Annotated in this window: 26 protein-coding genes; 7 read left to right on the top strand and 19 right to left on the bottom strand. The window is 68.9% G+C overall.

The features are described from left to right. Positions 1-337 precede the first annotated feature (337 nt). The gene (locus tag ACWPXK_RS12865; RefSeq protein WP_454196275.1) at positions 338-532 is read left to right on the top strand and encodes a hypothetical protein; all 195 of its coding nucleotides are present in this window, start codon (positions 338-340) and stop codon (positions 530-532) included. A 53-nt stretch (positions 533-585) separates the two neighbouring features. Continuing rightward, positions 586-1,104: a DUF6879 family protein gene (locus ACWPXK_RS12860; protein ID WP_454196274.1), complete on the top strand. Its 519-nt coding sequence runs from the start codon at positions 586-588 to the stop codon at positions 1,102-1,104. Between the two features lie 183 nt (positions 1,105-1,287). Here the strand turns inward: ACWPXK_RS12860 and ACWPXK_RS12855 are convergent, their stop codons facing one another. The 7 genes from ACWPXK_RS12855 to ACWPXK_RS12825 form a co-directional block, all read right to left on the bottom strand. Continuing rightward, a complete protein-coding gene (locus tag ACWPXK_RS12855) occupies positions 1,288-1,515 on the bottom strand; it encodes a hypothetical protein (protein ID WP_454196273.1) in 228 nt (75 codons plus the stop codon). Positions 1,516-1,624: 109 nt separating this feature from the next. Next, complete coding sequence (gene fahA, locus ACWPXK_RS12850) at positions 1,625-2,803, bottom strand: fumarylacetoacetase (RefSeq protein ID WP_454196272.1); 1,179 nt, start codon at positions 2,801-2,803, stop codon at positions 1,625-1,627. Continuing rightward, positions 2,800-3,996: a homogentisate 1,2-dioxygenase gene (locus ACWPXK_RS12845; protein WP_454196271.1), complete on the bottom strand. Its 1,197-nt coding sequence runs from the start codon at positions 3,994-3,996 to the stop codon at positions 2,800-2,802. The genes fahA and ACWPXK_RS12845 overlap by 4 nt, the downstream gene beginning before the upstream one ends. A gap of 171 nt (positions 3,997-4,167) precedes the next feature. After that, on the bottom strand, positions 4,168-4,794 hold the full coding sequence (locus tag ACWPXK_RS12840; RefSeq protein ID WP_454196270.1) for a TetR/AcrR family transcriptional regulator: 627 nt from the start codon (positions 4,792-4,794) through the stop codon (positions 4,168-4,170). A gap of 74 nt (positions 4,795-4,868) precedes the next feature. Then, complete coding sequence (locus ACWPXK_RS12835; protein ID WP_454196269.1) at positions 4,869-5,699, bottom strand: exodeoxyribonuclease III; 831 nt, start codon at positions 5,697-5,699, stop codon at positions 4,869-4,871. Positions 5,700-5,733: 34 nt separating this feature from the next. Further along, entirely contained in the window at positions 5,734-6,741 is a 1,008-nt protein-coding gene (locus ACWPXK_RS12830) for an N-acetylglutamate synthase, CG3035 family (protein ID WP_454196268.1), read from the bottom strand. Further along, positions 6,731-7,321 carry a peptide deformylase gene (locus ACWPXK_RS12825; RefSeq protein WP_454196267.1) on the bottom strand — a complete coding sequence of 197 codons (591 nt, stop codon included), beginning with the start codon at positions 7,319-7,321 and terminating at the stop codon, positions 6,731-6,733. The genes ACWPXK_RS12830 and ACWPXK_RS12825 overlap by 11 nt, the downstream gene beginning before the upstream one ends. 184 nt (positions 7,322-7,505) lie before the next feature. On the opposite strand from ACWPXK_RS12825, the gene ACWPXK_RS12820 reads away from it, so the two are divergent. The 5 genes from ACWPXK_RS12820 to ACWPXK_RS12800 all read left to right on the top strand — a co-directional run bounded on the left by ACWPXK_RS12820 (position 7,506) and on the right by ACWPXK_RS12800 (position 11,885). Further along, positions 7,506-7,859: a DUF3263 domain-containing protein gene (locus ACWPXK_RS12820; protein WP_454196266.1), complete on the top strand. Its 354-nt coding sequence runs from the start codon at positions 7,506-7,508 to the stop codon at positions 7,857-7,859. Positions 7,860-7,907: 48 nt separating this feature from the next. Next, positions 7,908-8,453: a LytR C-terminal domain-containing protein gene (locus ACWPXK_RS12815; protein ID WP_454196265.1), complete on the top strand. Its 546-nt coding sequence runs from the start codon at positions 7,908-7,910 to the stop codon at positions 8,451-8,453. A gap of 155 nt (positions 8,454-8,608) precedes the next feature. Next, a complete protein-coding gene (gene sodC, locus ACWPXK_RS12810; RefSeq protein ID WP_454196264.1) occupies positions 8,609-9,292 on the top strand; it encodes a superoxide dismutase[Cu-Zn] in 684 nt (227 codons plus the stop codon). A gap of 11 nt (positions 9,293-9,303) precedes the next feature. Then, positions 9,304-10,449 (top strand): glutamate--cysteine ligase, encoded by a 1,146-nt coding sequence (locus ACWPXK_RS12805; protein WP_454196263.1) that lies wholly within the window; start codon positions 9,304-9,306, stop codon positions 10,447-10,449. Positions 10,450-10,517: 68 nt separating this feature from the next. Continuing rightward, entirely contained in the window at positions 10,518-11,885 is a 1,368-nt protein-coding gene (locus ACWPXK_RS12800) for a DUF5933 domain-containing protein (protein ID WP_454196262.1), read from the top strand. Between the two features lie 34 nt (positions 11,886-11,919). On the opposite strand, the gene mnhG is transcribed toward ACWPXK_RS12800, so the two are convergent. The 12 genes from mnhG to ACWPXK_RS12740 all read right to left on the bottom strand — a co-directional run bounded on the left by mnhG (position 11,920) and on the right by ACWPXK_RS12740 (position 25,934). Beyond that, on the bottom strand, positions 11,920-12,255 hold the full coding sequence (mnhG, locus tag ACWPXK_RS12795) for a monovalent cation/H(+) antiporter subunit G (RefSeq protein ID WP_454196261.1): 336 nt from the start codon (positions 12,253-12,255) through the stop codon (positions 11,920-11,922). Further along, a complete protein-coding gene (locus ACWPXK_RS12790) occupies positions 12,252-12,512 on the bottom strand; it encodes a monovalent cation/H+ antiporter complex subunit F (RefSeq protein ID WP_364321511.1) in 261 nt (86 codons plus the stop codon). The genes mnhG and ACWPXK_RS12790 overlap by 4 nt, the downstream gene beginning before the upstream one ends. Then, positions 12,509-13,084, bottom strand: a complete 576-nt coding sequence (locus tag ACWPXK_RS12785) for a Na+/H+ antiporter subunit E (RefSeq protein ID WP_454196260.1) — start codon at positions 13,082-13,084, stop codon at positions 12,509-12,511. Before ACWPXK_RS12785 ends, ACWPXK_RS12790 begins: the two co-directional genes overlap by 4 nt. Next, on the bottom strand, positions 13,081-14,694 hold the full coding sequence (locus tag ACWPXK_RS12780) for a Na+/H+ antiporter subunit D (RefSeq protein WP_454196259.1): 1,614 nt from the start codon (positions 14,692-14,694) through the stop codon (positions 13,081-13,083). Before ACWPXK_RS12780 ends, ACWPXK_RS12785 begins: the two co-directional genes overlap by 4 nt. Further along, positions 14,691-15,074 carry a Na(+)/H(+) antiporter subunit C gene (locus tag ACWPXK_RS12775; protein ID WP_454196258.1) on the bottom strand — a complete coding sequence of 128 codons (384 nt, stop codon included), beginning with the start codon at positions 15,072-15,074 and terminating at the stop codon, positions 14,691-14,693. Before ACWPXK_RS12775 ends, ACWPXK_RS12780 begins: the two co-directional genes overlap by 4 nt. Beyond that, entirely contained in the window at positions 15,071-17,980 is a 2,910-nt protein-coding gene (locus ACWPXK_RS12770; RefSeq protein ID WP_454196257.1) for a Na+/H+ antiporter subunit A, read from the bottom strand. Before ACWPXK_RS12770 ends, ACWPXK_RS12775 begins: the two co-directional genes overlap by 4 nt. A 110-nt stretch (positions 17,981-18,090) precedes the next feature. Next, positions 18,091-19,392, bottom strand: coding sequence for a hypothetical protein (locus ACWPXK_RS12765; RefSeq protein WP_454196256.1), 1,302 nt, complete (start codon positions 19,390-19,392; stop codon positions 18,091-18,093). 125 nt (positions 19,393-19,517) lie between these two features. Further along, positions 19,518-21,815 (bottom strand): AAA family ATPase, encoded by a 2,298-nt coding sequence (locus ACWPXK_RS12760; protein ID WP_454196255.1) that lies wholly within the window; start codon positions 21,813-21,815, stop codon positions 19,518-19,520. A 67-nt stretch (positions 21,816-21,882) separates the two neighbouring features. After that, positions 21,883-22,332, bottom strand: coding sequence for a hypothetical protein (locus ACWPXK_RS12755; protein ID WP_454196254.1), 450 nt, complete (start codon positions 22,330-22,332; stop codon positions 21,883-21,885). Between the two features lie 73 nt (positions 22,333-22,405). Beyond that, on the bottom strand, positions 22,406-22,759 hold the full coding sequence (locus ACWPXK_RS12750; protein ID WP_454196253.1) for a UBP-type zinc finger domain-containing protein: 354 nt from the start codon (positions 22,757-22,759) through the stop codon (positions 22,406-22,408). Beyond that, positions 22,756-24,252, bottom strand: a complete 1,497-nt coding sequence (locus tag ACWPXK_RS12745) for an ATP-binding protein (RefSeq protein WP_454196252.1) — start codon at positions 24,250-24,252, stop codon at positions 22,756-22,758. Before ACWPXK_RS12745 ends, ACWPXK_RS12750 begins: the two co-directional genes overlap by 4 nt. A 14-nt stretch (positions 24,253-24,266) precedes the next feature. Beyond that, positions 24,267-25,934: an FAD-dependent oxidoreductase gene (locus ACWPXK_RS12740; protein WP_454196251.1), complete on the bottom strand. Its 1,668-nt coding sequence runs from the start codon at positions 25,932-25,934 to the stop codon at positions 24,267-24,269. Between the last annotated feature and the right edge of the window lie 34 nt (positions 25,935-25,968).

Genomic DNA, 25,968 nt, shown 5'->3' with positions numbered 1-25,968 from the left:
ACCAGTCAACAGAAATCCTACCGACGAGAAAACAGTAGCAAACTCGTTCAGAGTTTCGCGCTCAGGTCCTTAGCGTCGTCTGCAATGGGCCGGGTGAGCTCGACGTTTGTCGTTCACCCGGCTCAGAGCCAATCCGTTCACCGAAAGGGATTGGCGTGAAAGGAGATCAGTGCCACGTGCGCATCGTGTTCGGGCTACTCGTGTTCGACTTCCGCGCAGCGAGGCAAGCAGCGATTCTGTACGCGAAGGACGTCGGGGCTTGGCTCGGTGTTCCCGTGCTGATAGACGATGAAGTACGCGACGACATGCGGCCCCTGCCTTGCGAGTCGCTATGGTCGTGATCGTCTTCGCGCTCGCCGCGGTTGGGTCGTTCGTGCTCGGGTACATGCTGGGCCGCCATCGCTCCACATCCCGTCCACCGGGACGGCACAGCGTCGAGTACTTCACGATGGCTGCCGAAGCGACGCTGGAGCTGCCCGTGGTCACCGATCGCGCGTCACGTCATGCGATGCGCTACCCAAACGGCGTCTGAGATCGCTCTGTGAGCGACTGGCTTCGAGGTACGTGTAGGAAGGAGATTGCGGGATGCAGCTGCTGCAGAGGGAGGCGTTCGATGAGTACTTCCACAAGTTCGAGCGGACGGCATATCACCTGGAAGTGCTCGATAGCTACTCGACGCCCGAGGAAGACGAACCGTTCCGTAAGTTCCTCGCCGGGGAGCCGGACGACTACGCATGGTGCGACGACTGGGATAGCCTGATCCACGAAGTCACGAGCAACAGGCGAGTTGTGCGGCGTGCCCGCGTCGTCACGGAGCCACACACCGACTACGCGCGGTGGTGCATGGTGGTCGCGCATCGCAACATCGCCGCGGGCGAAGATGTGCGCTACCTGGCTCGGCACCTGATCGACCCCGCCGAGCTGACCACGGACGACTTCTGGCTGTTCGATGACAAACTCGTGGCGTTCACCGTCTTCGAGCCGTCAGGCCAGTTCATGGGCGGTGCGTTCACACAAGACCCGGTGATCGTCGGACATTGTAGGGCGGTATGGAATCGGGTGTGGGACAAAGCCGTCCCTCACGATGAGTACATCTCGCGGTGACATTACGGCGCTCTGGATCGAATGCGATCCGATCATGACCCACGCGCATAGACGGCACGGAACCTGATCCGCAAGGCGTTGGAAGACGGGTCGATCAGCCCATGGGCAGACGAACGACCGCCGCCCCATCTGTCGCGCTGACGGATGGGGTCCACGGCGTATGCAGGCTCGACCGAGAACGCGTCAGCGGGCGGCGGCGGAGCCGGTGGCGAGGGCCTCGACGAGTTGGACGAACAGGTAGGCGAGGGGCGAGCTGCAAGTTGGCGGCTGGCTGGAGGTGCAGCCGGAGCCGGTAGAGGATGAGCCGGAGTCGGCCACTGGGGCCGGGGATGCCGTGGCGGTCGCGGTGGCGAAGTGTCCGGGGATCAACAGGGCGCCGACGATGACGAGTCCGGCTAACGAGCGTTTCATAATTCTTCTCCTGCATTGCCCCCGATGGGTTCCTCCTCCGGTGGCAGACGCTACTGGCCGCAGGATCTTCTGCTAAGACGTCGATTCCGGGGGTACCAGTTCCGGGGTGTCAGCGCGTGCGGGCGGGGCGGATTCGGCCGGTGACCTCGCCCAATCCGATCCGTGCCGCCTGAGGGCCTGGAGCCGATGCGGTGATGGTGACCTCGTCGCCGTCTTCCAGGAAGGTGCGCTTCTGGTCGTTCACCAGGACCGGTTCGGTTCCGCCCCAGGATAATTCGATGAACGAGCCGCGCTGGTTCGGGGCGGGGCCGGAGATGGTGCCGGAGGCGTACAGGTCGCCGGGGCGGGTGGATGCGCCGTTCGCGGTGAGATGGGCCAGCATCTGTGCTGGTGACCAGTACATCCGGGAGTAGGGCGGATAGGCGACCGGTTGGTTGTTCCATGTCACGGTGAGATCGATGTCCAGGCCCCAGTCTTGGGTTCCGCGTAGGTAGGGCAGTGGCATGGGTGATTGCTCGGGCAGCGGTATACGTGCGGACTCCAGGGCGGCCAGGGGGGTGATCCACGGCGAGATCGAGGTCGCGAACGACTTGCCGAGGAAGGGGCCGAGCGGCTGGTACTCCCAGGCCTGGATGTCGCGGGCGGACCAGTCGTTGACCAGCGCGACGCCGAAGACCCGGTCGGCGAACTGGTCGATCGCGACCGGCGTGCCGAGGTCCGAGCCGAGGCCGATCACGAAGCCGAGCTCCGCTTCGATATCCAGGCGCCGAGTCGGGCCGAAATCCGGGGCGCCCGAATCAGTTCTGCGCTGACCGCATGGCCGAGTCACTTCGGTGCCCGAGACCACCACGGTGCCCGCTCTACCGTGGTAGCCGACCGGCAGGTGACGCCAATTGGGCAGCAGCGGGTCAGCGTCGGGCCGGAACAGGCGGCCCAGATTCGTCGCATGATCGATGCTGGCGTAGAAGTCCACGTAGTCGCCGATTCGCACCGGCAGTCGCAGCGCTACGTCGCCGACGGGATGTACTGCTGCAGGGTCGATCTCGCTGTCCACCAGTTCACGGATCTGTTCGCGTACGTCGCGCCAGCGCGCCGGTCCCTGCGCCAGAAAACCATTCAGATCGGGACCGGCGAATACGGAATCCTCGAGTGTCGCAGCGAGGTCGATGACCTGATCGCCGTACCGCACACCCACCCGGAAGTCCTGGCCGGTCGGCGCGAACACGCCATAGGGCAGATTGTCCGGACCGAACAGGGATTCGGCGGGTACCTCGACCCTGGTCCTCATGCGGGACCCCGCCCGGACCAGGTCCACGCGTAGGTCGGGTCCTCGCAGGCCAGCGCGCCTTCGCCGAGTTCCAGCGGCCGGAAGGTGTCCACCATGACGGCCAGCTCGTCGAAGTACTCGATGCCGATGCTGTTCTCGTAGGCGCCGGGCTGCGGTCCGTGTGCGTAGCCGCCGGGGTGCACCGAGACCGAGCCTTGCGTGATCCCGGACCCCTTACGCGCCTCGTAATTCCCGCCGCAGTAGAACATGATCTCGTCGGAGTCCACGTTGGAGTGGTAGTACGGCACCGGGATCGATAGCGGGTGGTAGTCCACCTTGCGCGGGACGAAATTGCAGATGACGAAGTTGCCGCCCTCGAATGCCTGGTGGACCGGCGGCGGCTGATGGATGCGGCCGGTGATCGGTTCGAAGTCGGCGATGTTGAAGGTGAACGGGTACAGACAGCCGTCCCAGCCGACGACGTCGAACGGGTGAGTGGCGTAGACCATGCGCGTTCCCACCACCTGCCCGCCGGGCCGGTGCTTGACCAGCACCTCCACGTCGGTGCCGGTCGAGGTGAGCGTCTCGGTCGGTCCGTGCAGGTCGCGTTCGCAGTACGGGGCGTGTTCGAGCAGCTGGCCGAACTTGGACAGGTAGCGCTTGGGCGGCGTGATGTGGCCGGTCGCCTCGATCACGTACGCGCGTAACGGTTCCGGTCCGGTGGGCAGCCAGCGGTGGGTCGTGGCCCGGGGGATGAGCACTTGGTCGCCCTGACGCGCCGACAGCGGACCGAACACGGTCTCGACCATCGCGGCGCCGGACTCCACGTACACCAGTTCGTCGCCGATGGCGTTGCGGTACAGCGGCGATCGGCTCTTGGCGGCCACGTAGGAGATCCGCACGTCCGCGTTGGCGAGTAGCAGCCGCCGCCCGGTGACCGGATCGGTCTCGGCCGGGGTGTCACCGGGAAACAGCGCATGCAGTCGTAGATGCCGGTGGCGCAGTGGATGATTCGGCTTCGTGGTCTGATCGCGCAGCTCCCACACCGTCGAATCGACGAGCGCGGGCGGCAGGCCGCGGTGATACAGCAGCGAGGAGTCGCCGGAGAAGCCCTCCTCGCCCATCAGCTCCTCGTAGTAGAGCCGGCCCTGCTCGTCGCGATGCTGGGTGTGCCGCTTCGGCGGTACCGCACCCACGTGCCGATAGAACGCCATGACCGTTCCTCCGCCAGCCGGTGGTCGGATAGTTGATCACCATCGTAGTGATCGGGGCTGGTAGGTGGAGCGAAAACGCGACCCGGCCGCGCCAGCTTTTGCCGGATATCCGCCCGCTGACACGTCGAATTACCGGGCAGCGCCCGCCTTCGTCGAAGAAATGTCAGCTGTTCAGGCGTTCCGCAGCGCCCGGTAGACCGCGGCGCCGACGAACGCACCGAGATCCTCCGGCGTCCATCCGTCCTGGTCCGCGAGCAGCGCGCGCACCGCCGCTTCCCCGGCGGACACCCACTGCTCCACCAGCACTGGCAGCTTGCGCTCGGCGTCCTCGGTACCCCAGGCGCGCAGGGTCGGGCGCAACAACTTGGCGCAGCGCTCCACGACGAGCGCGCGGCCGCGACCGAATGAATTGGCCACGGCGGGATCAGGATTGCCGTATACCAGCCGCCACGCGTCGGGTCGCTCCGCGGCTTTCGTCAACAGTCTGCGGAAGCCCCCGACGAAGACGGTCTCGTCGGCGTCCACGTCGTACGGCGTCACCACCTCGAGCACGCCGCTGACCAGGTAGCCCTCCTCCCGCTGGATCAGCGCCTCGATCAGCTCGACGCGATCGGCGAAGCAGGCGTACACCACCGGCCTGGTCACGTTCATGCGCTCGGCGATGGCGGCCATGGTGATCGCGGCGATGCCGTTCTCCACGGCGATGGCGAGCGCGGTGTCGAGCACCTGCGGGCGGCGCCGCTGCGGGCCGAGATGCTGCGCCCGCTGCCGCTGCCTGGCGGCCGGATCGCCGCCCATGCCGCTCGACCTGGGAGTTCCGGTCGCCCGATTCCCGCTGGTCCGGCGCGGGAAGGGCGGTTGCGACGGCCGGGTCACGCGTGCTGCGGGGGGTCGGTGAATTCGGCGATCACCGGAGCGTGATCGCTGGCGCCCTTGCCCTTTCGCGCCTCCCGGTCGACCATCGCGTCGGTCACGGTGGCGGCCAGCGCCGGGGACGCGAGGATGAAATCGATGCGCATCCCCTCTTTACGCGGGAAACGCAGCTGGGTGTAGTCCCAGTAGGTGTAGACGCCGGGGCCGGGCGCGAACGGGCGCATGACGTCCGCGTACCCGGCGTCGACGACGGCGTGGAAGGCGTCGCGTTCCGGTTGCGAGGTGTGCGTCTTGTCGGCGAAGTACTCCACGGACCACACATCGTCGTCGGTCGGCGCGATGTTCCAGTCGCCCATCAGCGCGATCTTGGCCTGCGGGTCCTCGGCCAGCCAGCGCGCGCCGTTGTCGCGCAGCGCGGCAAGCCATTCCAGCTTGTAGGCGTAGTGCGGATCGTGCGGTGTGCGCCCGTTCGGCACGTACAGGCTCCAGACCCGCACGCCGCCGCAGGTGGCGCCGATAGCGCGGGACTCGACCACCGGCGCACTGATCAGGGATTCGCCCGCGTCCTTGTCGAAACCCGGCTGGTCCGGGAAGGCGAGCTCGACGTCGGTGAGGCCGACCCGGGAGACGATCGCCACCCCGTTCCACTGATTGATGCCCAGATGGGCCACCTCGTAGCCGAGCTCGTCGAAGCGCTCGTAGGGGAACTGATCGTCCCGGCACTTGGTCTCCTGGATGGCCAGCACGTCGATGTCCTGGCGATCCAGCCAGTCCGCGACACGATCGAGCCGGGAGCGGATCGAGTTGACGTTCCAGGTGGCGAGACGCACGAAGCCTTCCTTCACGAGTGGTGACAGGTCTGTTCTACCGCAGGCCGCCGGGTTCGGCGAGAGGCGCGGGCGCCGCGTATCGGTAGGCGTGATGTTCGACGAAGCCCAGTTCGCGGTACATCGCGCGAGCGGCCTCGTTCGCGGCCTCCACCTGGAGGTAGGCGTGCGTCGCGCCGCGGTCGCTGCCCCAGCGCAGCAGTTCGGCGCAGACCAGCGTGCCGAGCCCGTGCCTGCGGTGGGCGGCGGCGACCGCCACGCAGGTGAGGCCGACCCAGCGCCGACCGTCCGGCGCGGTGGTGAGCGCGCCGCGGCCGATCGCGAGGGGACGCGGCAGGCCGAGCGAGGCGAAGCCGAGTTCGCCGTCGTGTACCGCGGTCAGCACCTCGGGAACCGGCATGGGAGCCGAAAGCTCTTGCCCGGCAGGGTCTTCACCGCTGTAGCGGTGCATCGCCAGCCAGTCGTCCTTCGGTTCCGGCGCGATGCGCACCATCGGGGGGCCCTGCGGCAGAACGAAATTGTCGATATCGATGGCCAGCATGAGCGTCTCCCGCCAGCTGTGCCAGCCGGGCGGCACCGGCGCGAGCCGATCGGGTAGCGCGAGTTGCAGCGGCAAGCCGCGCTCGGTGTACCACTCGCCGATCCGGTGCAGCGTCTCCGCGGACACGACCGCCGGTCCCGCGGAACTGCCCAGTGGCACCGCGGAATTCGCGCGGCCGGTGTAGCCGTGGCCCGCGCGCGCCAGCCAACCGTCGATCCAGGCGTGCTCGACGCCGGGCCACGCGTAGGCGGCGGCTGCCTCCAGTGCGCGGATCTCCTTGGTGCGAATAGGCCGCGGGCCGATGGCTTTCAACGCGACCACCCGGTCCGGCGCCACCGACACGACTTGGCCGTCGGCGCCACGCACGGTCGGCGGGTCCAGCGAGACGAGCTCGCCGATCACATCGGTGAGCGGTTGCGGATAGCCCGCGGGCAGCTGATAGCGCAGCACCACGCGGCGGCCGAGCGGGATATCGGGCAGACCGGCGCCGGGGTCAGTCGTCATGCCCGAACGGGTCGGGGTCGGTACCGGGCAGCCAGCGCAAACCCGGTGTGCCCCAACCGTTTCGCTTGATCGCCTTCTTCGCCGCCCGTGCGTTGCGGCCGATCAGCACGTCCACATAGAGAAAGCCGTCCAGATGGCCGACCTCGTGCTGGAGCATGCGGGCGAAGAATCCCTTGCCCTCCACCTCGACGGGGTTGCCGTGCTCGTCGGTGCCGGTCACCTTGGCCCATTCGGCGCGGCCGGTGGGGAACTGCTCGCCGGGCACCGACAGACAGCCTTCTTCGTCGTCGTCCGGGTCGGGCATGGTCTCCGGGATCTCCGAGGTCTCCAGCACCGGGTTGATCACCGCTCCGCGGCGGCGGGTCGCGGTGCCGTCCGCGCCCAGATCCGGGCAGTCGTAGACGAACAGGCGCAGCCCGACACCGACCTGGTTGGCCGCGAGTCCGACGCCGTGCGCCGCGTCCAGCGTGTCGTACATGTCCGCGATGAGTGGAGCCAATTCCTCCGGCGATTGGGTGACCCGCTCGGTCGGATTGTGCAGAACCGGGTCGCCGACGATCACGATCGGGAGGATTGCCATGCGCCAATTATTGCCGTGGGTTCCTCGTCACAACGCCTCGGGTGCCGCAACCGCGACGCGCCGGCTACCGGCAGGTAGCGAACACGCCGCGCCGCGGCCCGGGTGTTTCACGGCGCGCGTGGTTGAATGATCCGCGACGTACAAGCACCATTTTCGTCTGGTGGTTACTCGGCGAGGGAGCGAGATGGACGGCGCAGCGGCACGGAATCTTTCCGAGATCCAGGACGGCCCTTCCGCGAGCGGCGAGGTCACGGCGGAATCGGCGCATGCCGAGCAGGGCGACGGCAGCGGTCTGAGTCGGCGCGAACTCGACATCCTCGCCTTCGAGCGGCAGTGGTGGAAGTACGCGGGAGCCAAGGAAGAAGCGATCCGCGAGCTGTTCGGCATGTCGCCGACCCGCTACTACCAGGTGCTCAATGCCCTTGTCGACCGGCACGAGGCGCTGGCGGCGGATCCGATGCTGGTGAAGCGGCTGCGCAGGCTGCGCGCGAGCAGACAGAAGGCGCGGGCGGCGCGGCGACTCGGTTTCCAGGTCTGACCCGGCGATGCGGGCCTCGACCCACCCCGTGCGGCTAGGCTCGCGAGGGTGAGCTACCCGAATCCCACCTCCGGTGGGCCACCGTTGCGCGCCCTGGCGATGGTGCTGATCGCGTTGGCCATCGTCTTCGCAGGTCTCGGCGCGATGTCGCTGTCCAGTTCCGACGCCGACACCGACGCCTCGGGCCCGAGTCAGCCGGAGACCACCACCGCCACCGCGGCGCCTCAGGTCCCGGCGGGCACCACGGCGCCCAGGGCACCGGCCTCGACCGCCGCGTCGACCAGCACGTCCGCGGCGGCGGCCAGCAGCACGGCGGCCCGTTCGGTGCCGGTACGCGTGCTGAACAACAGCATGGTGGCCGGGCTCGCGGCCAAGACGGCGAACCAGCTGTCGTCGAACGGGTGGACGATCGCGGAAACCGGGAACTATCCAGGGACCAATATCCCGAAAACCACCGTTTATTACGGAAGTTCGCCCGGTGACAAGGAAGCGGCACAGGCCATCGCGGACGAGCTCGACGCGGCCGTCGCACCGAAGTCGAGCGCGATCGGGGATTCGGCGCCCGGTGTAACTGTGATCGTCACGGGTAACTGACGGGTGTAACCGCCGTTCGCGTGCGTCGGACGGAGTAAGAAGTCGGGCGGCCCGGGCGGGGGCGCGAAACGGCGGGCGTGGCATCATTCTGTCCGGTAACGAACGTGTCCACCCAGCTTTACTCGTAAACTCGGTACTCGTAAAGGAGTTCCCCGATGGCCCCGTCCACTACTCGACGCCCGTCCTGGCGGACTGCGACCCCGCTGCTCGCGGTCGCGGTCTTCGGCCTCGCCGCCTGCACGAACAGCCAGGAGTCGAGTGACGTCAAGGGCACCACGCCGCCGGTGTGGACCGGTTCCCCGGCTCCGGCGGGCGAGCAGGCCACCGAGCACGGCACCCCGCACACCGACCCCGGGGTGAACGTGGAGCTGAAGGACTCGTCGGGCGCCTCGGTCGGCACCGCGAACTTCGCCAAGGACGGCGATCATCTCCAGGTCACCGTGGAGGCGCACGGCCTGCGTCCCGGCTTCCACGGCCTGCACGTGCACTCGGTGGGCAAGTGCGAGGCGAACTCGGTCGCCCCGACCGGCGGACCGGCGGGCGACTTCCTCTCGGCGGGCGGCCATCTGCAGGTCGGTAGCGCCAACGCGCACCCGGCCAGCGGTGACCTGACCTCGCTCGAGGTGCGCTCGGACGGCGCCGCGAAGCTGGTCACCACCACCGACTCGGTCACGTTGGACGAGATCAAGGGGAAGGCCCTGATCATCCACGCCGACGCCGACAACTTCGGCAACATCCCCAACCGCTATGTCCGCGCCGACGGCGTCGCGGGCCCCGACGAGACGACGCTGGCGACCGGCGACGCGGGTGGTCGTGTCGCCTGTGGCGTCATCCAGTAGAACGGTGTCCTATGGCCGGGGCAGGAATCGAACACGTTCCCTTCGGTGGCTCGCCCCGGCCCACCATCGGGGTCGAATGGGAGATCGCCTTGGTCGACAAGGTGACCCGCGACCTGTCGAATACCGCGGCGGCGGTCTTCGACTCGGTCGGTGACCTGCGCGCCCACGACGGCACGCCGCAGGTGACCAAGGAACTGCTGCGCAACACCGTGGAGATCGTCACGGGCGTGCACGACACCGTTGGCGCGGCGGTGGAAGACCTCTCCGGCACCATGAACACCGTGCGGCGCGCGGCCGACCCGCTCGGCGTCGACCTGTTCTGCGCGGGTACCCATCCTTTCGCTCAGTGGTCGGCGCAGCAGCTGACCCGCTCGGAGCACTACGACGAGCTGATCGAGCGCACCCAGTGGTGGGGCCGCCAGATGATGATCTGGGGCGTGCACGTGCACGTCGGAGTGTCCCACCGCGACAAGGTCTTTCCGATCCTGAACTCGCTTCTGCTGTCCTACCCGCATCTGCTCGCGCTGTCCGCGTCCTCGCCGATGTGGTCCGGTTCGGACACCGGCTACGCCAGCAACCGGACGCTGATGTTCCAGCAGTTACCGACCGCGGGCCTGCCGTTCCAGTTCGAAAACTGGACGCAATTCGAGCATTTCGTGCACGACCAGCTCAAGACCGGTGTGTTCACGCAGCTCGGCGGCATGCACTGGGATATCCGCCCGGCGCCGAAGTGGGGCACGATCGAGGTGCGGGTGTGCGACGGGATCTCCACGCGCGCCGAACTTGCCGCGATGGCCGCGCTCATCCACTGTCTGATCGTCGACCTGGACCGGCGCGTCGTGGAGGGCGAGACCATGCCCACCCTTCCGCCGTGGCATGTGCAGGAGAACAAGTGGCGGGCCGCCCGGTACGGGCTGGACGCGATCATCATCACCGACGCCGACAGCAATGAGCGGTTGGTCACCGACGACCTCGACGAGCTGCTGAACCGGCTGGAGCCGACGGCGGCGCGGATCGGCTGCGCGGACGAGCTCGCGCTGGTCGCCGAGATCCCGAAGCGGGGCGCCTCGTATCAGCGGCAGCGCCGGGTTGCCGCGGCGTCACAGGGCGATTTGGTCGCGGTGGTGGACGCGCTGGTCAAGGAGCTGAACCAGTAGCGAAGCGCCGCGGGTGAGTCGGTTGCTGTTCAGCTGCCCAGGGGGATGCCGTTCACCCCCTGTTTACTATGGTTGTCGTGCTTGTCGAAGACCCGGGTGTCAGAGTAGGTAACGCGGTAGTGCGCAGTCGCGAGCCGCGGCCCCGGGCCTGGGTCGTGGCCGCGGTGGCCGCGGTGCCCGTCTTGCTGATCGCGTTGCAGGTCATCGCCATTCGACAGGGTTTCGAAGGGCCGCTGGACAGCTTGTGGCGGGATTATGTCGGCACGCCCAAGTCCATGTCGGTTCCGTGGGCGGGCTTGATCCTTGCGCTGGTGGGTGTTTCGGTGCGGCGCAGGATGGTCGCGGTCGGTGTCGCGGTGGCCATCGATGTGGTGTGGGCCGGCGCCCGGTTGCTGGCCGGGGACCCGTTCGCGATCGGCAACGGCCCGGTCATCGTGCTCACCGCGTTGGCGCTGCTGGCCTGGCTGCGCTGGACCGGCGCCGAGCGGCGCGACGCACTGCATGCGGCCGCGCTCGGCGCGCTGCTCATCCTGGCCACCAAAGTCGGCGACGTGTGGCTGCACATCACTGTCATCGGCAGGCCGACAGTGCTGGACGAGTACGTGATCCTGGCCGACCACGCGCTGGGCGATCCATCCTGGGTGCTCGGTCGCGCGATCGACGCGCTCGGGCCGGTGGTCTACGCGGTGCTGCACTGGGTCTACATCGAGCTGCCGGTGGCGGCGATCGTCGTGGCCGTGTGGCAGCTGCGCCGGGTGGTGTCGTCGGGCCGTTGGCCATCGCACTACCTGGTGCGCACATTCCTCATGCTGGGGCTGGTCGGCCCGCTGGTGTACGTGCTGTTCCCGGTCGTGGGGCCGATGTTCGCGTACGGGCCGGACGGCGACGGATTGCAGCTGGGCAACTACTGGCCGGGTGTCGTGCCGCCGATCGACCGGAATCCGATGCCGCTGCCGTTCGACGCGGCGATACCGCGCAACTGCATGCCGTCCATGCATACGGCTTGGGCGCTGTCGGTCTTCCTGCACACCCGCCGCGACCTCGACGGCGCGCCCGCGCCGGGCTGGCTGCGCTGGGGCGGTGCGTTCTGGCTGCTGGCCACCCTGGCGGCCACCTTGGGCTTCGGCTACCACTACGGCGTCGACCTGGTGGCGGGTGCGGTGCTGTGCCTCACGGTCGAATCCGCGCTGCGCGAGCCGGAACGCGGCTGGGGATGGTTCCGGATCCGGCTCGTCGCCGGCGGTGTGGCGGTGCTGGCCGCGTTGCTGCTGTCCTACCGGTATCTGGCCGTGCCGATGGCCGACTACCCGGTGCTCGCAGGCACCGTCGTGCTCGGACTGCTGGCCGGACTGGCCGCGGCGTTCCACGCGACGTGGTTCGCGAGCGTGCGGGAACCGCAGCAGGCGCGGCGGGAGGTCGAGCACGCCGCGCTCTGAGCAGGGGTTATCCGGCTACGCAGTCCTTCGACGTCTAGTCGATGTCGTCGTCGAGCATCTCGTTGACGCGCAGCAGCCCGTCGCGGTGGCGCTGCTCGCGGTAGGCGGTGCGGCCGATGAGGTGGGCGATCACCGGTGCGGTGAGCAGCGTGAACAGCCCGACCAGCGCCAGCGCCCAGACGTCGCCGTGCCCGCGCAACTGGATCGCGGCGCCCGCGAGCACCAGGATCAGCCCGATCACCTGGGGTTTGGTCGCGGCATGCATCCGGGTCAGGGTGTCCGGGAAGCGCACGAGTCCGATCGCGGCGGTCAGCGCGAGTGTCGAGCCGAACAGGATCAGGAAGCCCGCGAGCACGTGCCAGAGGTTCATGTGTCGTCCCGCACCCGGAACCGGGACACCGCGGCCGAGCCGAGGAACCCGACCAGCGCCAGCGCGACGATCGCCGGTATCGGCGTGGTGTCGACGCTGTAGGCCGCCCAGACGGCCAGCCCGGAGGCGGCGATGGCCATCAGCGAGTCGACGCCGACGACTCGGTCCAGCGTGCTCGGGCCCACCACGACGCGATAGGTGGTCAGCAGGGCGGCGGCCGTCAGCAAGACGGCGGCGAGAATGGCGACGACGGTCACGGGGTCACCTCCGGTGGCGAGGTCGGTCGGGCGAACGGCCATCCGGTGGGCCGCTCCAACCCTTCGATGAGCAGGCGTTCCAGCCGCCGGGTGGTCCGATAGAACTTGTCCACGGCGGCGTCGCTGCCGACGTCGAGGACGTGGACATAGACCACACAGCGCCTGCGGTCGATCTCCAGCACCATGGTGCCGGGAATCAGGTTGAGCAGGTCGGCCCACAACCCGAGCACCAGATCCGACCGGGTGCCGGAGTACACCCGCAGCACTCCGGACACCGGCGTCGGTACCGGGCGGATCGCGAACCAGGCGACCTGGAGACTCGACTCCAGCGCGTAAAACGCACTGACCACTAGCAATTCGAACAGCGGAAGCAGGCGCAGCCGTCCGGCCACCGGCACGCGCGGCAGTGGCAGCGCCACCATGATCAGTGCGGCGACCACCAGCCCACCCAGCAGGTTTGCCACGCTGAGATCGCCCCACAGCGCGATCCAGACGAGGCTGAGCCAGATCAGAATGGCGATCCGCACCACCGTGTCGCGCCACGTGCCGCGCGTCGTCTGCTCGTCGCTCATCGCAACGCTCCCGGGTCGTCGGGCGAACCACCCAGCACCGCACCGATGTACACGCCGGGATCACGCAGGTCGACCGCGGCTCGGTCGGCGATGGCGAGGATCGGCCCGGCCAGCACCGTCAGACAGAGGCCGACCGTGACCAGCGCCGCCGTGGACAGCACCATCAGCACCGGCATCCGGCCGGGATCGATGCGCTCGTCGTAGTGCACGACGGTCGATTCCTCGATCAGCGTGGGTGGTCGCGCCGCGGTGAGATGCCCTTCGGGCGCGTCTTCACGCGGACGCCAGAACGCTTTGCTCCACACCCGCGCGACGGCGTAGAGGGTGAGCAGGCTGGTGAGCACGGCTCCGCCGACCAGTACCCAGGCCAGTACGCTGCCTCGTTCGGCGCCCGCCTGCAAGAGCGCGACCTTGCCGATGAACCCCGAGAAGGGGGGAATGCCGCCGAGATTCAGCGCTGGCACGAGGAAAAGAACCGCGAGCAGGGGGCTGGCGGCGGCTAGCCCGCCCAGCCTGCGCAGCGAGGTCGATCCGGCTTGCCGCTCGATCAGTCCGGCTACCAGGAACAGCGAGGTCTGTACCAGGATGTGGTGCGCCACATAGAACACCGCGCCCGACAGCCCGGCCGTATTTGCCACCCCCACCCCGAACACCATGTATCCGATGTGGCTGACCAGTGTGAACGACAGCAACCGGCGGATGTCGCTCTGCGCGATGGCGCCGAGGATGCCGACGAGCATGGTGAGCAGACCGCACACCAGCAGCACCGAGTCGAAGCCGCCCTCCGGGAACAGCAGCGAGTGCGTCCGGATGATCGAGTACACACCGACCTTGGTGAGCAGGCCGGCGAACACGGCGGTCACCGGTGCGGGGGCGGTGGGATAAGAGTCGGGCAGCCAGTTCGACAGCGGGAAGACCGCCGCCTTGACGCCGAACGCCACCAACAGCACCGCGTAGATCGCGGTGCGGGTGCCCTCGGGCACCGCGCCGAACCGGACCGCGAGCTGGGCCAGGTTCAGGGTTCCGGTGGCCGCGTAGGTCAGCCCGATGCCGGTCAGGAAGATCAGCGAGGAGACCATCGAGACCATCACGTAGGCCACGCCCGCGCGGATGCGCTCGGTGGTCGCGCCGACGGTGAGCAGCACGAACGAGGCGGCGAGCAGGATCTCGAATCCGACGAACAGGTTGAACAGGTCACCGGCGAGGAACGCGGCCGAAACACCGGCCGTCAGGACGAGATAGGTGGGCCGGTAGATGGAGGTGGGTTGCCGTTCGTCGCCGTCGCGGATGTTCTGGCCCGCGCCGTAGAGCCAGACCGACAGCAAGACGATGGACGAGACGAGCAGCATCGCGGCCGACAGCCGGTCCACCACCAGCGTGATGCCGATCGGCACCGGCCAGTTGCCGACCTGCAGCGCGGTGGTGCCGTCCCGGTCGACCAGGAACAGCAACAGTCCGCAGATCACCACGACGCCGGCCAGCGCCGCGAAGCTGACCGCGCTCTGCACGCGGGGCCTGCGGCCGAAGACGAGCGTGGCCGCGGCGCCGAGCAGCGGAACGAGCACCGGCAGCGGAGCGAGGATCGGCAGCAGGCCCGGAGCGAGGGTCACCTTTCCGGGTCCTCTCTCGCGCGCCGCCGGGCGACGTCCACGTCTTCCTGGTCGTTGGCCACGTCGTCGGTGGTGGTCAGCATGTAAGCGCGGTAGGCAAGGGCGAGTACGAATGCCGCGATGCCCATGGTGATCACGATCGCGGTGAGCACCATGGCCTGGGCCAAGGGGTCGGCCATGTCCTCGGTCGCGGTCTCGGTCTCGCCGCGGATGGGCGGTTTGCCGTCGCCGCCGCCCGCGGTGAGGATCAGCAGGTTCACCGCGTTGCCGAACAGGATCAACCCGAGCAGCATCTTCGACACGGCGCGTTCCAAGATCAGGTACACACCGCACGCGACCAGGATGCCGATCAGGACCAATAGCGTCAGATTCGCCGTCATCGGCCGGAACCCCCGTTCTCCGAAGTGGTCTCGGCGTCGGCCAGTTCGCTGTCGAGGCGCGCGCCGAGGCTGCGCAGCACGTCGAGGACCAGGCCGACCACGATGAGGTACACACCGAGATCGAACAGCAGCGCGGTGACCACCTTGACGTGACCGAGCACCGGCAGGGTCAGCTCGATGATCGCCGAGGACAGCGGCGGCGCGCCGAGCAGCAGCGAGGAGACCGCGGTGCCCGCCGCCAAGGTGAGGCCCGCGCCGAGGATGTGGCCCGCGTCGATCGGCAGCGCCTCGCCCAGCTCGTAGCGGCCGCCCGCGAGATACCGCAGGGTCAGCGCGAGCCCCGCGGTGAGCCCGCCCGCGAATCCGCCGCCGGGTGCGTTGTGCCCGGAGAAGAAGAAGTAGACCGACAGCACCATGATTGTGGGAAACACCAGACGAGTGGTGATCTGCAGGACCATCGACCGTTCGGCTCGGGCGACCAATCGGCCCGCGGGCAGCCAGCTCACCAGATCGGGGTCGTAGTCGGGGGAGTCCGCCGCACGCGGCGCGCTGCCGAAACGCCTGCTGCGGAACACCAGCGAGGCCACACCGGTCGCCGCGACCACGAGCACGGAGATCTCGCCGAGGGTATCCCAGGCGCGCAGGTCGACGAGCAGCACGTTGACCGCGTTCTCGCCGCCGCCGAGTGCGTACGCGGCGTCGGGGATCCGATGCCAGATGGGTTCGGCGGTGCGCGCCGCGACGGCGAAACCGGCGAGCACCGCGACCACCGCGCCGACCAGCACGGACAGGATCGCCCTGCGCGTCTCGAGCGCGGTTGTCCTGCTCGCCTCGATCGTCGCCGGAAATGCGCGCAGCACCAGGACGAAGATCACCAGGGTCAGCGTCTCCACGAGAAATTGGGTCAACGCCAGGTCGGGCGCGCCGTGCAGGGCGAAGATCACGCCGCAGCCGTAGCCGGTCACACCGACGACCAGCACGCTCGCCAAACGATTGCGCTGCACCGTCGCGGCCAGCGCGGTCACCGCCATGATCACGCCGATGACCAGTTGCAGCGGCGAATCCCACAGGCGCAGCGTGACTCCCGTGCGGGTGCCGAGGGCGAGCAGCACACTCGGCAGGATGACCAGCGTGACCAGGATCGCCGCCTGGCTCAGCGGCAGCGAGCCGCGCTGCACCGCGCCGGTCATCCGCAGCGACAGCGTGTCCATCGCGCGCAGCGTGGCGTCGTAGGCGCGGTCGGCATTGCCGAGCCGCGGGTGCGGCGATTCGGGGAAGCGGTCGCGCAGCCGGTACAGCAGGATGCCGGCGGCGACGATCAGGACCGTCAATACCAGCACGACGTTGATGCCGTGCCACAGCGCCAGATGCGAAGGCGCCGGTCCGGCAAGCGTTTCGGCGTACGGACGCACCCGCGCGTCCAGCCAGGACGGCGCGAGACCGGCTACCAGGCTCGCTACCGCGAGGAGGGCGGGCGGTGCCAGGAACAGCGCGCCCGGAGGATGCCAGCGGACGCCGCGATCCGCGGCTTCCGGCTGGGCCTGCTCGACCGGCACTTCGCTGGGATGGTGGGTGACCGGCGTGGCGCCGGGGGCGGGTTGTAGCGCGACGTGCTTGTCCGCGAAACTGCCCCAGACGAACCGGAAGCTGTAGGCGACCGTCAACATCGACCCGAGCACCACACCCACGAGGACCGCGGCGCGCGCCGACACTGTGAGCGTATCCGCGTCCAGAACGGCGCCCAATGCGCTCTCTTTGCCGACGAAGCCGAGCAGAGGCGGGATTCCGGCCATACTCAGCGCGGCCAGGATCGCGGTGCCGCACAGCACCGGAGCCCGGCGGCCCAGCCCCGACAGCTTGCGCAGATCACGCGTGCCCGCCCCGTGATCGATGATCCCGGCCACCAGGAACAGACACGCCTTGAACAGCGCGTGCGCGATCAGCATGGTCATCGCGGCCAGCGCGGCGTCCGGCGTGCCGATGCCGGCCAGCACGATCAAGAACCCCAGCTGGCTCACCGTGCCGAAGGCCAGCACCAGCTTCAGATCCACCACCTGGAGCGACCGCAGGCCCGCCAGCAGCATGGACGCCAGACCGAGGGCGAGCACCAGCGGATGCCACACCGGGTTCTGCGCGAACACCGGCGCCAGCCGGGCGACCAGGTACACACCGGCCTTCACCATCGCCGCCGCGTGCAGGTACGCGCTCACCGGCGTCGGCGCGGCCATCGCGCCGGGCAACCAGAAATGCAGGGGTACCACCGCGGATTTGGTGAGCGCGCCGATCAGCAGCAGCGCCACCGCGACACTCGCGGCCGTACCGCTCGGCGGACTCCCCGTGGCAAGCAGATCCGACAGTAAGTAGCTGTCGTTCGCTTCGGCCAGCACGACGATGCCGACCAGCATCGCCAGCCCGCCCGCGCCGGTGACCAGCAGCGCCTGGATCGCGGCCCTGCGGGTGGCGGCCTGCTCGGCGTTGTGACCGATCAGCAAGAACGACAGGACTGTCGTCGCTTCCCAGAACACGTAGAGCAGCAGCATGTTGTCACTGGTCACCAGCCCGAACATCGCGCCGGCGAAGGCGATCAGCTCGGCGGCGAACACGCCGAGCCGCGGTTCGTCGTCCTCGAAGTATCTGGCGCAGTAGACCAGGATCAGCGCGCCGATGCCCAGCACGAGCGCGGACAGAACGGCCGCGAGCGTGTCGAAACGCAAGTCGATGTTCATCGCGATGCTCGGCGCCCAGGTCAGCCGAACACGCTGGGGCTCAGACCAATTCGTGATCACCCAAGCCAGGCAGCCGAGCGGGACCAACGCCAGCAGGTAGAAAGCGTTGCGTCCCAGTGCCCGCACCCACAGCGGCGCCACCAAGGCGGCGGCAGCATGCGCGAGCAGGATTGCGAGCAAACTTCACTCCGTCGAGTAGGGGCGGCGGGGTGTCCGGGACAATCCTACGTAAAGCCTGGTTTTTTCGCGGAGCGGGCGAATATGGCGTCGGCTATACCTTCGGGTCGAGGCTATATATCCGCTAACGATTCGCTCTCGGGTTGCCCTTTCGGGCGTGGCTGGCTGCGGGGCCGGAATTTCCGGAGCACGGCGAGTCCGATCGCACTGCCTATAGCGATGGCGAGCGCGGCGCGGCCCGGCGTCGGGTCGTGCACGGGCACGTCGACGTGCCAGTCCTCGAGTTTGTCGGGCATCACCGAGACCGCCGAAGGCAGATAGAGCGCGGAGATCGCGAGAACGCCGCTCGGCGCGTAGTGCGGACGTGCCGTGCCGCAGCAATAGCCCGCGGTCAGCGCGATGACGGCACTGATCGCGGCGAAGCCGACCGGGTTCGCGGTCGTCGAGGCGACCATCGCGAAGATCGCGATGCCTGCGACCAGCAGAATGGCGATGGCGGCCGAGGCCAGCCGGGTGCCGAGCGCGACACCGGCCGCCGCGAGTGGGATCAGCAGCACCGCACTCCAGCCCGGCCGGACCGCGTAACCCACCGCGTCGACCGCCGCGGTGAGGCTCACGGCCAGGTACACGCCGGTGCCGTCCCGGCCGGGCAGCAGCATGGCGGCGGCCGTCGCGCTGACGATCGTCGCGGCCACCACGATCCCGATCTCGACCGCGTGGCTCTCGGCCGGCAGCTTGCTGTACTGACGGCCCAGCCATTCGGTGCCGGCCAGGACCACCAGCGCGAGCACCATGGCGGCGAGGATCGGTGTCACCGGCAGCGCGATCGCCATGCGCGGCGTCTTCGGCTCCTCGGTGTCCGACCAGTTGCGCAAGGTGCTGATCACCAGCAAGGCCAGCGCCACGCCGATCATCCAGCGCGGCGGGGTCTCCAGCACCGCGTACGGATCCGCGTCGATATCCAGCAATTCCGCGAGATCGCCGAAGGCGAAGAACCCGACGGCGCCCACCGCGAACGCCGCGGCGGGTAGCCGCCGGCGCAGCACCACGGCGCCCAGCCCGCCCAGCAGCACGGCTCCGAACACCGAGTCGATGTAGTTCTGCGTGGTCAGCATCTCGGCCGTGGACACCTGGCGCCCGGCGAAGTGGTTGATCAGCTGGCCAAGCGCGCCTGCCGTCGCCGTCGCCCACCCGGTGAGCGGACGGGCGGTCGTGCTGACCAACACGGCCACCGTGACGGCGACGATCACCGCCAGCGCCGCGCTGCGCGGCACGCTGTTGAGCAGACCGGCGATCCGATACGGCGTCGTCTGCTGCTGCGTGGTGACGCTGACCGGCAGGAACAGCGTGACGCCCGCGACCACGGCGCCCATGAACGCCGTCGTCGCGTCGACCACCTCGCCGATCCTGCGCACGGTTGTCGAACTTACCCGCGGTGCACTCGCGATCCTGTAATTGCTGGCAATTTGCTCAGAAATGTCTCGAGTGCGAAAGATGCTCAAAAATGTTGTTTACCGAAAGTGTGCTGGATTCGGCGCGGTCAGAGGTAGCGGCCCTCGCTGGCCGCGGCATGTCCGCGATCGCGCGCGTAGCGGCGCAGCGCATCGATCTGCAGCGGGTCGAGTGAGGGGCGCACCACCGCGGTGGCGGCCGCGACGTCGGCCGCGGTCACGTCTGCGGCTTCCATATCCCGGCGCATCGCCGTGAGCGCGGCCTCGCGCAGCAGCGCGGCGCAATCGGCGGCGGAATATCCGTCCAATTGGTGGGCCAGCGCGCCGAGGTCGACGTCGTCGGCCAAGGGCACCGCTCGGCCCGCGGTGCGCAGGATCTCCCGCCGCGCCGCCGCGTCCGGCGGCGGCACGAAGACCAGTCGTTCCAGCCTGCCCGGTCGCAGCAGCGCCGGGTCGATCAGCTCCGGCCGGTTGGTCGCGCCGAGCACCACCACGTCGCGCAATGGCTCCACGCCGTCGAGCTCGGTGAGCAGCGCCGCGACCACCCGGTCGCCGACGCCCGCGTCGCCGGTCTGCCCGCGGCGGGCGGCGAGCGCGTCGACTTCGTCCAGGAAGATCAGCGACGGCGCGGAATCGCGGGCACGCTGGAACAATTCGCGCACCGCGCGCTCGGACGAGCCGACCCACCGGTCCAGCAATTCGGCGCCCTTGACCGCGTGCACACTGAGTTGCCCGGTACCGGCCAGCGCGCGCACCAGAAAGGTCTTGCCGCAGCCGGGCGGGCCGTAGAGCAGCACGCCGCGTGGCGGGTCGATGCCGAGCCGGGCGAAGGAGTCCGGATGCCGCAGGGGCCACAGCACGGCCTCGGTCAACGCCTGCTTGGTCTCCGCCATGTCGCCCACATCGTCGAGACTCAGGCTGCCGATCGCGAGCTCGTCCATGCCGGACCGGGACAGCGGCCGGATCACCTCGAGTGCGCCGAGCAGGTCCGACTGGGTCAGCTGCGGCTCACCCTGCTCTCTCGCCCGCCACGCTGCCCGCAGCGCCGCCTCTCGGCACAGCGCCGCCAGATCGGACACCACGAATCCCGGCGTGCGCGCGGCGATCTCGTCGAGTTTCAGGTCCTCCGTCGGCACTCGGCGGAGCAGTTGCTCCAGCAGCGCCTTGCGCACGGCGGCGGTAGGCAGGGGCAGGGCGAGTTCGCGGTCGCACAGGTCAGGGGCCCGCAGCCGCTGGTCGATCCCGGCCGGATGTGCCGTGGTCGCCAGGAGTGCGACGCCCGGTTCGGCGACCGCCGCGCGCAGCTGGTCGAGGATGAGCGTGGCGACCGGTTCGGGATCCGCGGGCAGCAAGGCGTCGACATCGCTGATGAGCAGGACACCGCCTTGGCCGGAGCCGATGTCGGCCACCGCCTGGGCGACTTCGCGGAGCCGTGCGCCGCTCTCGGCCGCGCCGATGGTGGGGCCGTCCAGTTCCACGACGCGCCGCCGCGCCGTGACCGCGCGCGCCAGTGTCGCTTTGCCCACGCCCGCCGGTCCGGTGATCAGCACGCCGAGATGCGGTTTCGCGCCGAGCGTGCGCAGCAGTTCGGGCTCGTCCAGCGCGAGGCTGAGCCATTCGCCCAGTTTCGCGGCTTGGCCGCGCATGCCGGGCAGATCCTCGATAGAGATTCGCGGTGCGAGATCCCTGGTCGCCGCGGTCCGTCCCGCCGCGGCGCCATTCGTGCCCGCCGCGGTAGAGAACGCGGCGGCCTCGGTGGCGCCGCGCGAGGCCTCACCGACCGGGATGGGCGTTCCGGCCGAGGCCAGATCGGCGGCGGTGCGCGCGGCGACGGCTCCCGCACCCCAGACCACCGCGGTGTTCGGCTGCACGCTCACCGGGCCGCGCGGATCGGTGGCGGTGACGGTGAGCAATTCGGTGGTCCACGCGATGCCGAAGGTGCGCGAGAGTGCCTGAGTGGCCGCCGTGGAGCTGATGTCGGGACCGAGGTCGCGCGGCAGCAGCGAGACCGCGTCGCCCACCGTGACCACCTTGCCCAGCAGCGCCTGCCGCAGGGTCGCGGCCGGAATCGTGCGGGTGGCGTGGACGGAACCGCTCACCGAGATCTGTTTCGCGCCGTAGACCGTCGCGGGCGAGACCACCACCGTCGCGTTCTCGCGCAGGCCGGCGTTGGAGAGCGTGACGTCGTCGAGCAGGGCGACTCCGGCGGGTGTGCCCGAGCGGGCGATACCGACCACCGCCGCCGTACGCCGTGTCCCCACCAGCATGATCCCGTCCCATTCCCGCAGTCCGAGGGCGGTGAGCGCCTCCGGATGCAACCGGACCACCCCGCGCCGGGCATCGGCGGCGGAGGGATTCAGCCGGGCGGTGAGTGCCAGTTCTGCCACTGTGCCATTCTCCCGCGTATCCCCGCCGTCGGTCACTATGTCGTGGCTCGGCAGCGGCCGCGTCGTGCTACTTCTTGACGATTCCGGCGGCGACCGCCACCGAGGTGTCCGCCACGCTCGGCGACAGGCAGACCAGCTTGGCAGTGCCGAGCGCGACGTTCGGGCTGCCCTCGAACGGACCGCCGGGGTTCTCCGCCAGAATCTGCTCGATCAGCGCTTTCTCGCCGTCGGTATCCAGCTTCTTGAACTCACCGCAGGTGGTGCTGGACGCGGGCCCGAGCGAGGAGGTGCCCTCCTTCATCGTGGTGACCGGCGCGTCCGTGCCCGTGTCCGTACCCGTGCCGGCGTTCGGCGCCGTGATGGGAGCGGTCGAGGTGCGCGCGGGTGTGCTGGTGCTGGTGGCCGACGCGTCCTTGCGGAGTCCGTTCGCGTCGGTGGACTCGTCCGCTCCGCCGCAGCCTGCCAGCAAGAAACCCACCGTCCCAACGGCTAGGACGATGGCGGAAGTTCGCTTCATACCGTGCTTTCCCGGGTAAATCGTCGTGCCGGAGCCTCCGGCACATTCGGTGCAGCGTACCGGTTCGGGCGGGTCAGTGGATGTGTGCCTGCCAGTCCGCCGGAACCCGCTCGCGCGGGCCGGGCACGCCTTGATCCGCCGGGTGGCTGCGCGGCGGGGCCAATTCCGGCCCACCCGCATACATCTCCCCGGTCTCGAAGTTGTAGTACCAGTCCTCGCCCGGCTCGAAGCTCTGGATGAACGGGTGGCCGGTGTCCTTGGCGTGCGCGGTGGCGTGCTGCGCGGGGGAGGTATCGCAGCAGCCGACGTGCCCGCACTGGGCGCAGCGGCGCAGATGAACCCACCACCCCGAGTTCCGCTCGCATTCCACGCAACCCGGCCCGCTGGGCGGTACCGCGGGATCGATGCCCTCGACCTGCTCGGTCATGACTGCCCTTCCGCGTTCGATTCGGTGTCGATCTGATTCTGTTCGGGACGGTGCAGCGGCAGCCAAACGGTGAACGTGGTCTCGCCCGGCTCCGAGTCCACCCGGATATCGCCGTTGTGCTTGTTCACCACGATCCGGAACGAGATGTCCAGCCCGAGTCCGGTGCCCTCGCCCATCGGCTTGGTAGTGAAGAACGGCTCGAAGATCCGGTTGCGAGCCTCCGGCGGGATGCCGGGACCCGTATCGCCGATCTCCACGACCGCGCATTCGTTTTCCCGCCTGGTGCGGAGGGTCAACGTGCCGTCGCCGTCCATCGCGTACACCGCGTTGTCGATCAGGTTGGTCCACACCTGGTTCAGTTCGGCGGCGTAGCAGGGCACGGGCGGGAGGGTCCGGTCGTATTCCTTCACCACGCGCACCCCGTCGCCGATCTTGCGACTGAGCATCACCAGCGTGCTGTCCAGCAGTTCGTGGATGTCGACCACCTGGAACGGCGCCCGGTCCATCTGCGAGTACTGCTTGGCCGCGTCGACCAGCGCGGAGATGCGCGTCGTCGAGTCGGCGATCTCGTTCATCATCAGCTCGGTCTCGATGGTGTAGTTCAGCCAGCGGATGGCGCCCTGGAACACCTTCTCCGGCGCGCCTTCCAAGGTGGCCGCCACGCGCTCCAGCCAGTCCGCGTCGAAACCGGCTTGGACGAAGTTCGGCGCCAAGTTCCAGCCGTCGCTGATCCCATGGTCATCCAGCCATTCACCGAGCGCGTCCTCGCGGTCGGCGGCTTCCATCGGTGTGAGTTCGGGAGCCTTCGCGACTTGGGCGGCCGCCTCTTCTTGCAGCCGCACCAGAGCGCCGAGGGACTCCGGATCGAACTTGCCGTCCGCCATCATCGCGAGCTTGTGCCGCATGCCCGCGACCCGCTCGCGCAGGCCGGAGGTGGCGCGCACCGCGGCGGCCGCCGGGTTGTTCAGCTCATGGGTGAGGCCCGCCGACAGCGACCCGAGCGCGAGCAGCCGCTCACGTTCGCCGATGCGCGCGTTGGTGTTGCGGTTGCCGAAGAACACACCCTCCAGCAGGTGCACCGCCATCGGGAACCACTCGTGCATCATCCGGGCGAAAACGTTCGCGTCCAGCACGAAGAACCGGGACGGCCTGGTCACGTACATCGAGCCGTTGTACTTCTGCTCGACCTTGTCGCCGATATAGGCCATCCAGGCGCCCGCGTAGGCGCCGTGATGCTCGGTGCGGACCAGCTCGATCTCCGCGCCGCCGGACTGCTTGGTGAGCACCACCTCGCCGTCCATCAACACGTAGAAGCAGGTGGCCGGTGCGCCTTCGCGGAAGACCACCCCCGGTTCGATGGTCTCGATCCGGCCGTCGGCGCACAGCCAGTCCAGCTGCTCGTCGGTCAGCTTCTCGAACAGGAACAAGGCGCGCAGCTCGGCGGGATCGCACACCAGCCTGCTGCGGCGTTCCGCGGTCTGTTCCGATGTCATTGCCAGCCTCCTGATCACGCGAGATAGCGGTGCACGAGCATGACGGCCATCGCGCCCTCGCCGACCGCGGAGGCGACGCGCTTGGCCGACTCGGCGTGCACGTCGCCCGCCACGAACACGCCGGGCACGCTGGTCTCCAGATGGTGCGGCGGGCGGGGCAGTTCCCAGCCCGCGGGACGCGCGCCCTCGACGAGCAGGTCCGGCCCCGCGAGCACGTAACCCGCTTCGTCGCGTTTGACCACGCCGTCGAGCCAGTCGGTCTGCGGCGCGGCGCCGATGAACAGGAACAGCCGCTCCGCGTCGGCCTTCTCCTCGGCGCCGGTCCGGTTGTCGCGCAGGACGATCTGCCGCAGCCGCTCGTCGCCGTCGGCGGCGACCACCTCGGTGCAGGTGTGCACCTCGATATTCGTGATCTGCGCGATCTGCTGGATCAGGTAGTGCGACATGGACCGCTCCAGCGAATCCGCCCGGACCACCAGGTGCACGGTGCGGGCGTTGCGGGACAGGAACACCGCGGCCTGCCCCGCCGAGTTCGCACCGCCCACGATGTAGACGTCGTGATCGGCGCACTCGGAGGCCTCGGTCATGGCCGAGCCGTAGTACACCCCGCGCCCGGTGAAGTCGTCGACGCCCGGCGCCGGGTGGCGGCGGTAGTCGACGCCGGTCGCGATGATCACGGTGTGCGCGCACAGGCTGCCGCCGTCGGCGAACCGCACGGTGCGCGCGGACCCGTGCACCTCCAGCCCGACCACCTCGCGGGTGGTGATCACCTCGGCGCCGAACTTCGCGGCCTGCCGCCGCGCCCGGTCGGCCAGCTGCGCGCCGGACAAGCCATCGGGGAAGCCGAGGTAGTTCTCGATGCGCGAGCTCTGCCCGGCCTGTCCGCCGGTCGCGGTCCGCTCCACCAGGACGGTGCGCAGGCCCTCGGACGCGCCGTACACCGCCGCGCCCAAACCGGCGGGACCGCCGCCGACCACGATCAGGTCGTAGAACTCGCCCGCGGGATTCACCGTGAGGCCGACGTGCTCGGCCAGCTCGCTGTCGGATGGCTGCACCAGCGCCGTACCCGCCGACGTGATCACCACCGGACAGCGCTCCGGCTCGGCCCCCGCCGCCTCCAGCAGACGCGCGCCCTCCGGCTCGTCGGCCGCGTACCACCGATAGGGCAGCTGGTTGCGGGCCAGGAATTCGCGCACCTGCGACGAGCGCGGCGACCAGCGAGTGCCGACCACCTTGGTCTCGGTCACCGGCCGGTGCTCGCTGCTGCGCCACGCGTCCAGCAGACTGTCCAGCACCGGGTAGAGCTTTTCCTCCGGTGGGTCCCAAGGCTTGAGCAGGTAGTGGTCCAGATCGACGACGTTGATCGCGTCGATCGCGGCATTGGTGTCGGCGTAGGCGGTCAGCAGCACGCGGCGCGCGTACGGGTGCAGGTCCATTGCCTGCTCCAAGAATTCGATGCCGTCCATACCCGGCATCCGGTAGTCGGCGATCAATACCGCGACCGGCTGGCCGCGCAGTTTCATCTCTCGAAGCGCGTCGAGTGCCTGGGCACCCGATTCCGCGCGCAGAATCCGGTAATCGGCGCCGTAGCGGCGACGCAAATCGCGCACCACCGCCCGGGAAACTCCCGGATCGTCATCGACGCTCAGGATGGCCGGTTTCGTAGCAGCGGGTGAAGTCACCTGACGAGTATGGAGCCTCCGGGTGGCGCCTGTC

The organism is Nocardia sp. Marseille-Q1738, from assembly GCF_965283145.1.
This window is presented reverse-complemented; position numbering and strand designations above follow the sequence as displayed.

Coding starts and splice junctions, on each gene's coding strand:
- ACWPXK_RS12860 (WP_454196274.1), top strand. CDS start 586: ATGCAGCTGCTGCAGAGGGAGGCGTTCGATGAGTACTTCCACAAGTTC.
- ACWPXK_RS12855 (WP_454196273.1), bottom strand. CDS start 1,515: ATGAAACGCTCGTTAGCCGGACTCGTCATCGTCGGCGCCCTGTTGATC.
- fahA (WP_454196272.1), bottom strand. CDS start 2,803: ATGAGGACCAGGGTCGAGGTACCCGCCGAATCCCTGTTCGGTCCGGAC.
- ACWPXK_RS12845 (WP_454196271.1), bottom strand. CDS start 3,996: ATGGCGTTCTATCGGCACGTGGGTGCGGTACCGCCGAAGCGGCACACC.
- ACWPXK_RS12840 (WP_454196270.1), bottom strand. CDS start 4,794: ATGGGCGGCGATCCGGCCGCCAGGCAGCGGCAGCGGGCGCAGCATCTC.
- ACWPXK_RS12830 (WP_454196268.1), bottom strand. CDS start 6,741: ATGACGACTGACCCCGGCGCCGGTCTGCCCGATATCCCGCTCGGCCGC.
- ACWPXK_RS12825 (WP_454196267.1), bottom strand. CDS start 7,321: ATGGCAATCCTCCCGATCGTGATCGTCGGCGACCCGGTTCTGCACAAT.
- ACWPXK_RS12820 (WP_454196266.1), top strand. CDS start 7,506: ATGGACGGCGCAGCGGCACGGAATCTTTCCGAGATCCAGGACGGCCCT.
- sodC (WP_454196264.1), top strand. CDS start 8,609: ATGGCCCCGTCCACTACTCGACGCCCGTCCTGGCGGACTGCGACCCCG.
- ACWPXK_RS12805 (WP_454196263.1), top strand. CDS start 9,304: ATGGCCGGGGCAGGAATCGAACACGTTCCCTTCGGTGGCTCGCCCCGG.
- ACWPXK_RS12800 (WP_454196262.1), top strand. CDS start 10,518: ATGGTTGTCGTGCTTGTCGAAGACCCGGGTGTCAGAGTAGGTAACGCG.
- mnhG (WP_454196261.1), bottom strand. CDS start 12,255: ATGAACCTCTGGCACGTGCTCGCGGGCTTCCTGATCCTGTTCGGCTCG.
- ACWPXK_RS12785 (WP_454196260.1), bottom strand. CDS start 13,084: ATGAGCGACGAGCAGACGACGCGCGGCACGTGGCGCGACACGGTGGTG.
- ACWPXK_RS12775 (WP_454196258.1), bottom strand. CDS start 15,074: ATGACGGCGAATCTGACGCTATTGGTCCTGATCGGCATCCTGGTCGCG.
- ACWPXK_RS12755 (WP_454196254.1), bottom strand. CDS start 22,332: ATGAAGCGAACTTCCGCCATCGTCCTAGCCGTTGGGACGGTGGGTTTC.
- ACWPXK_RS12750 (WP_454196253.1), bottom strand. CDS start 22,759: ATGACCGAGCAGGTCGAGGGCATCGATCCCGCGGTACCGCCCAGCGGG.
- ACWPXK_RS12745 (WP_454196252.1), bottom strand. CDS start 24,252: ATGACATCGGAACAGACCGCGGAACGCCGCAGCAGGCTGGTGTGCGAT.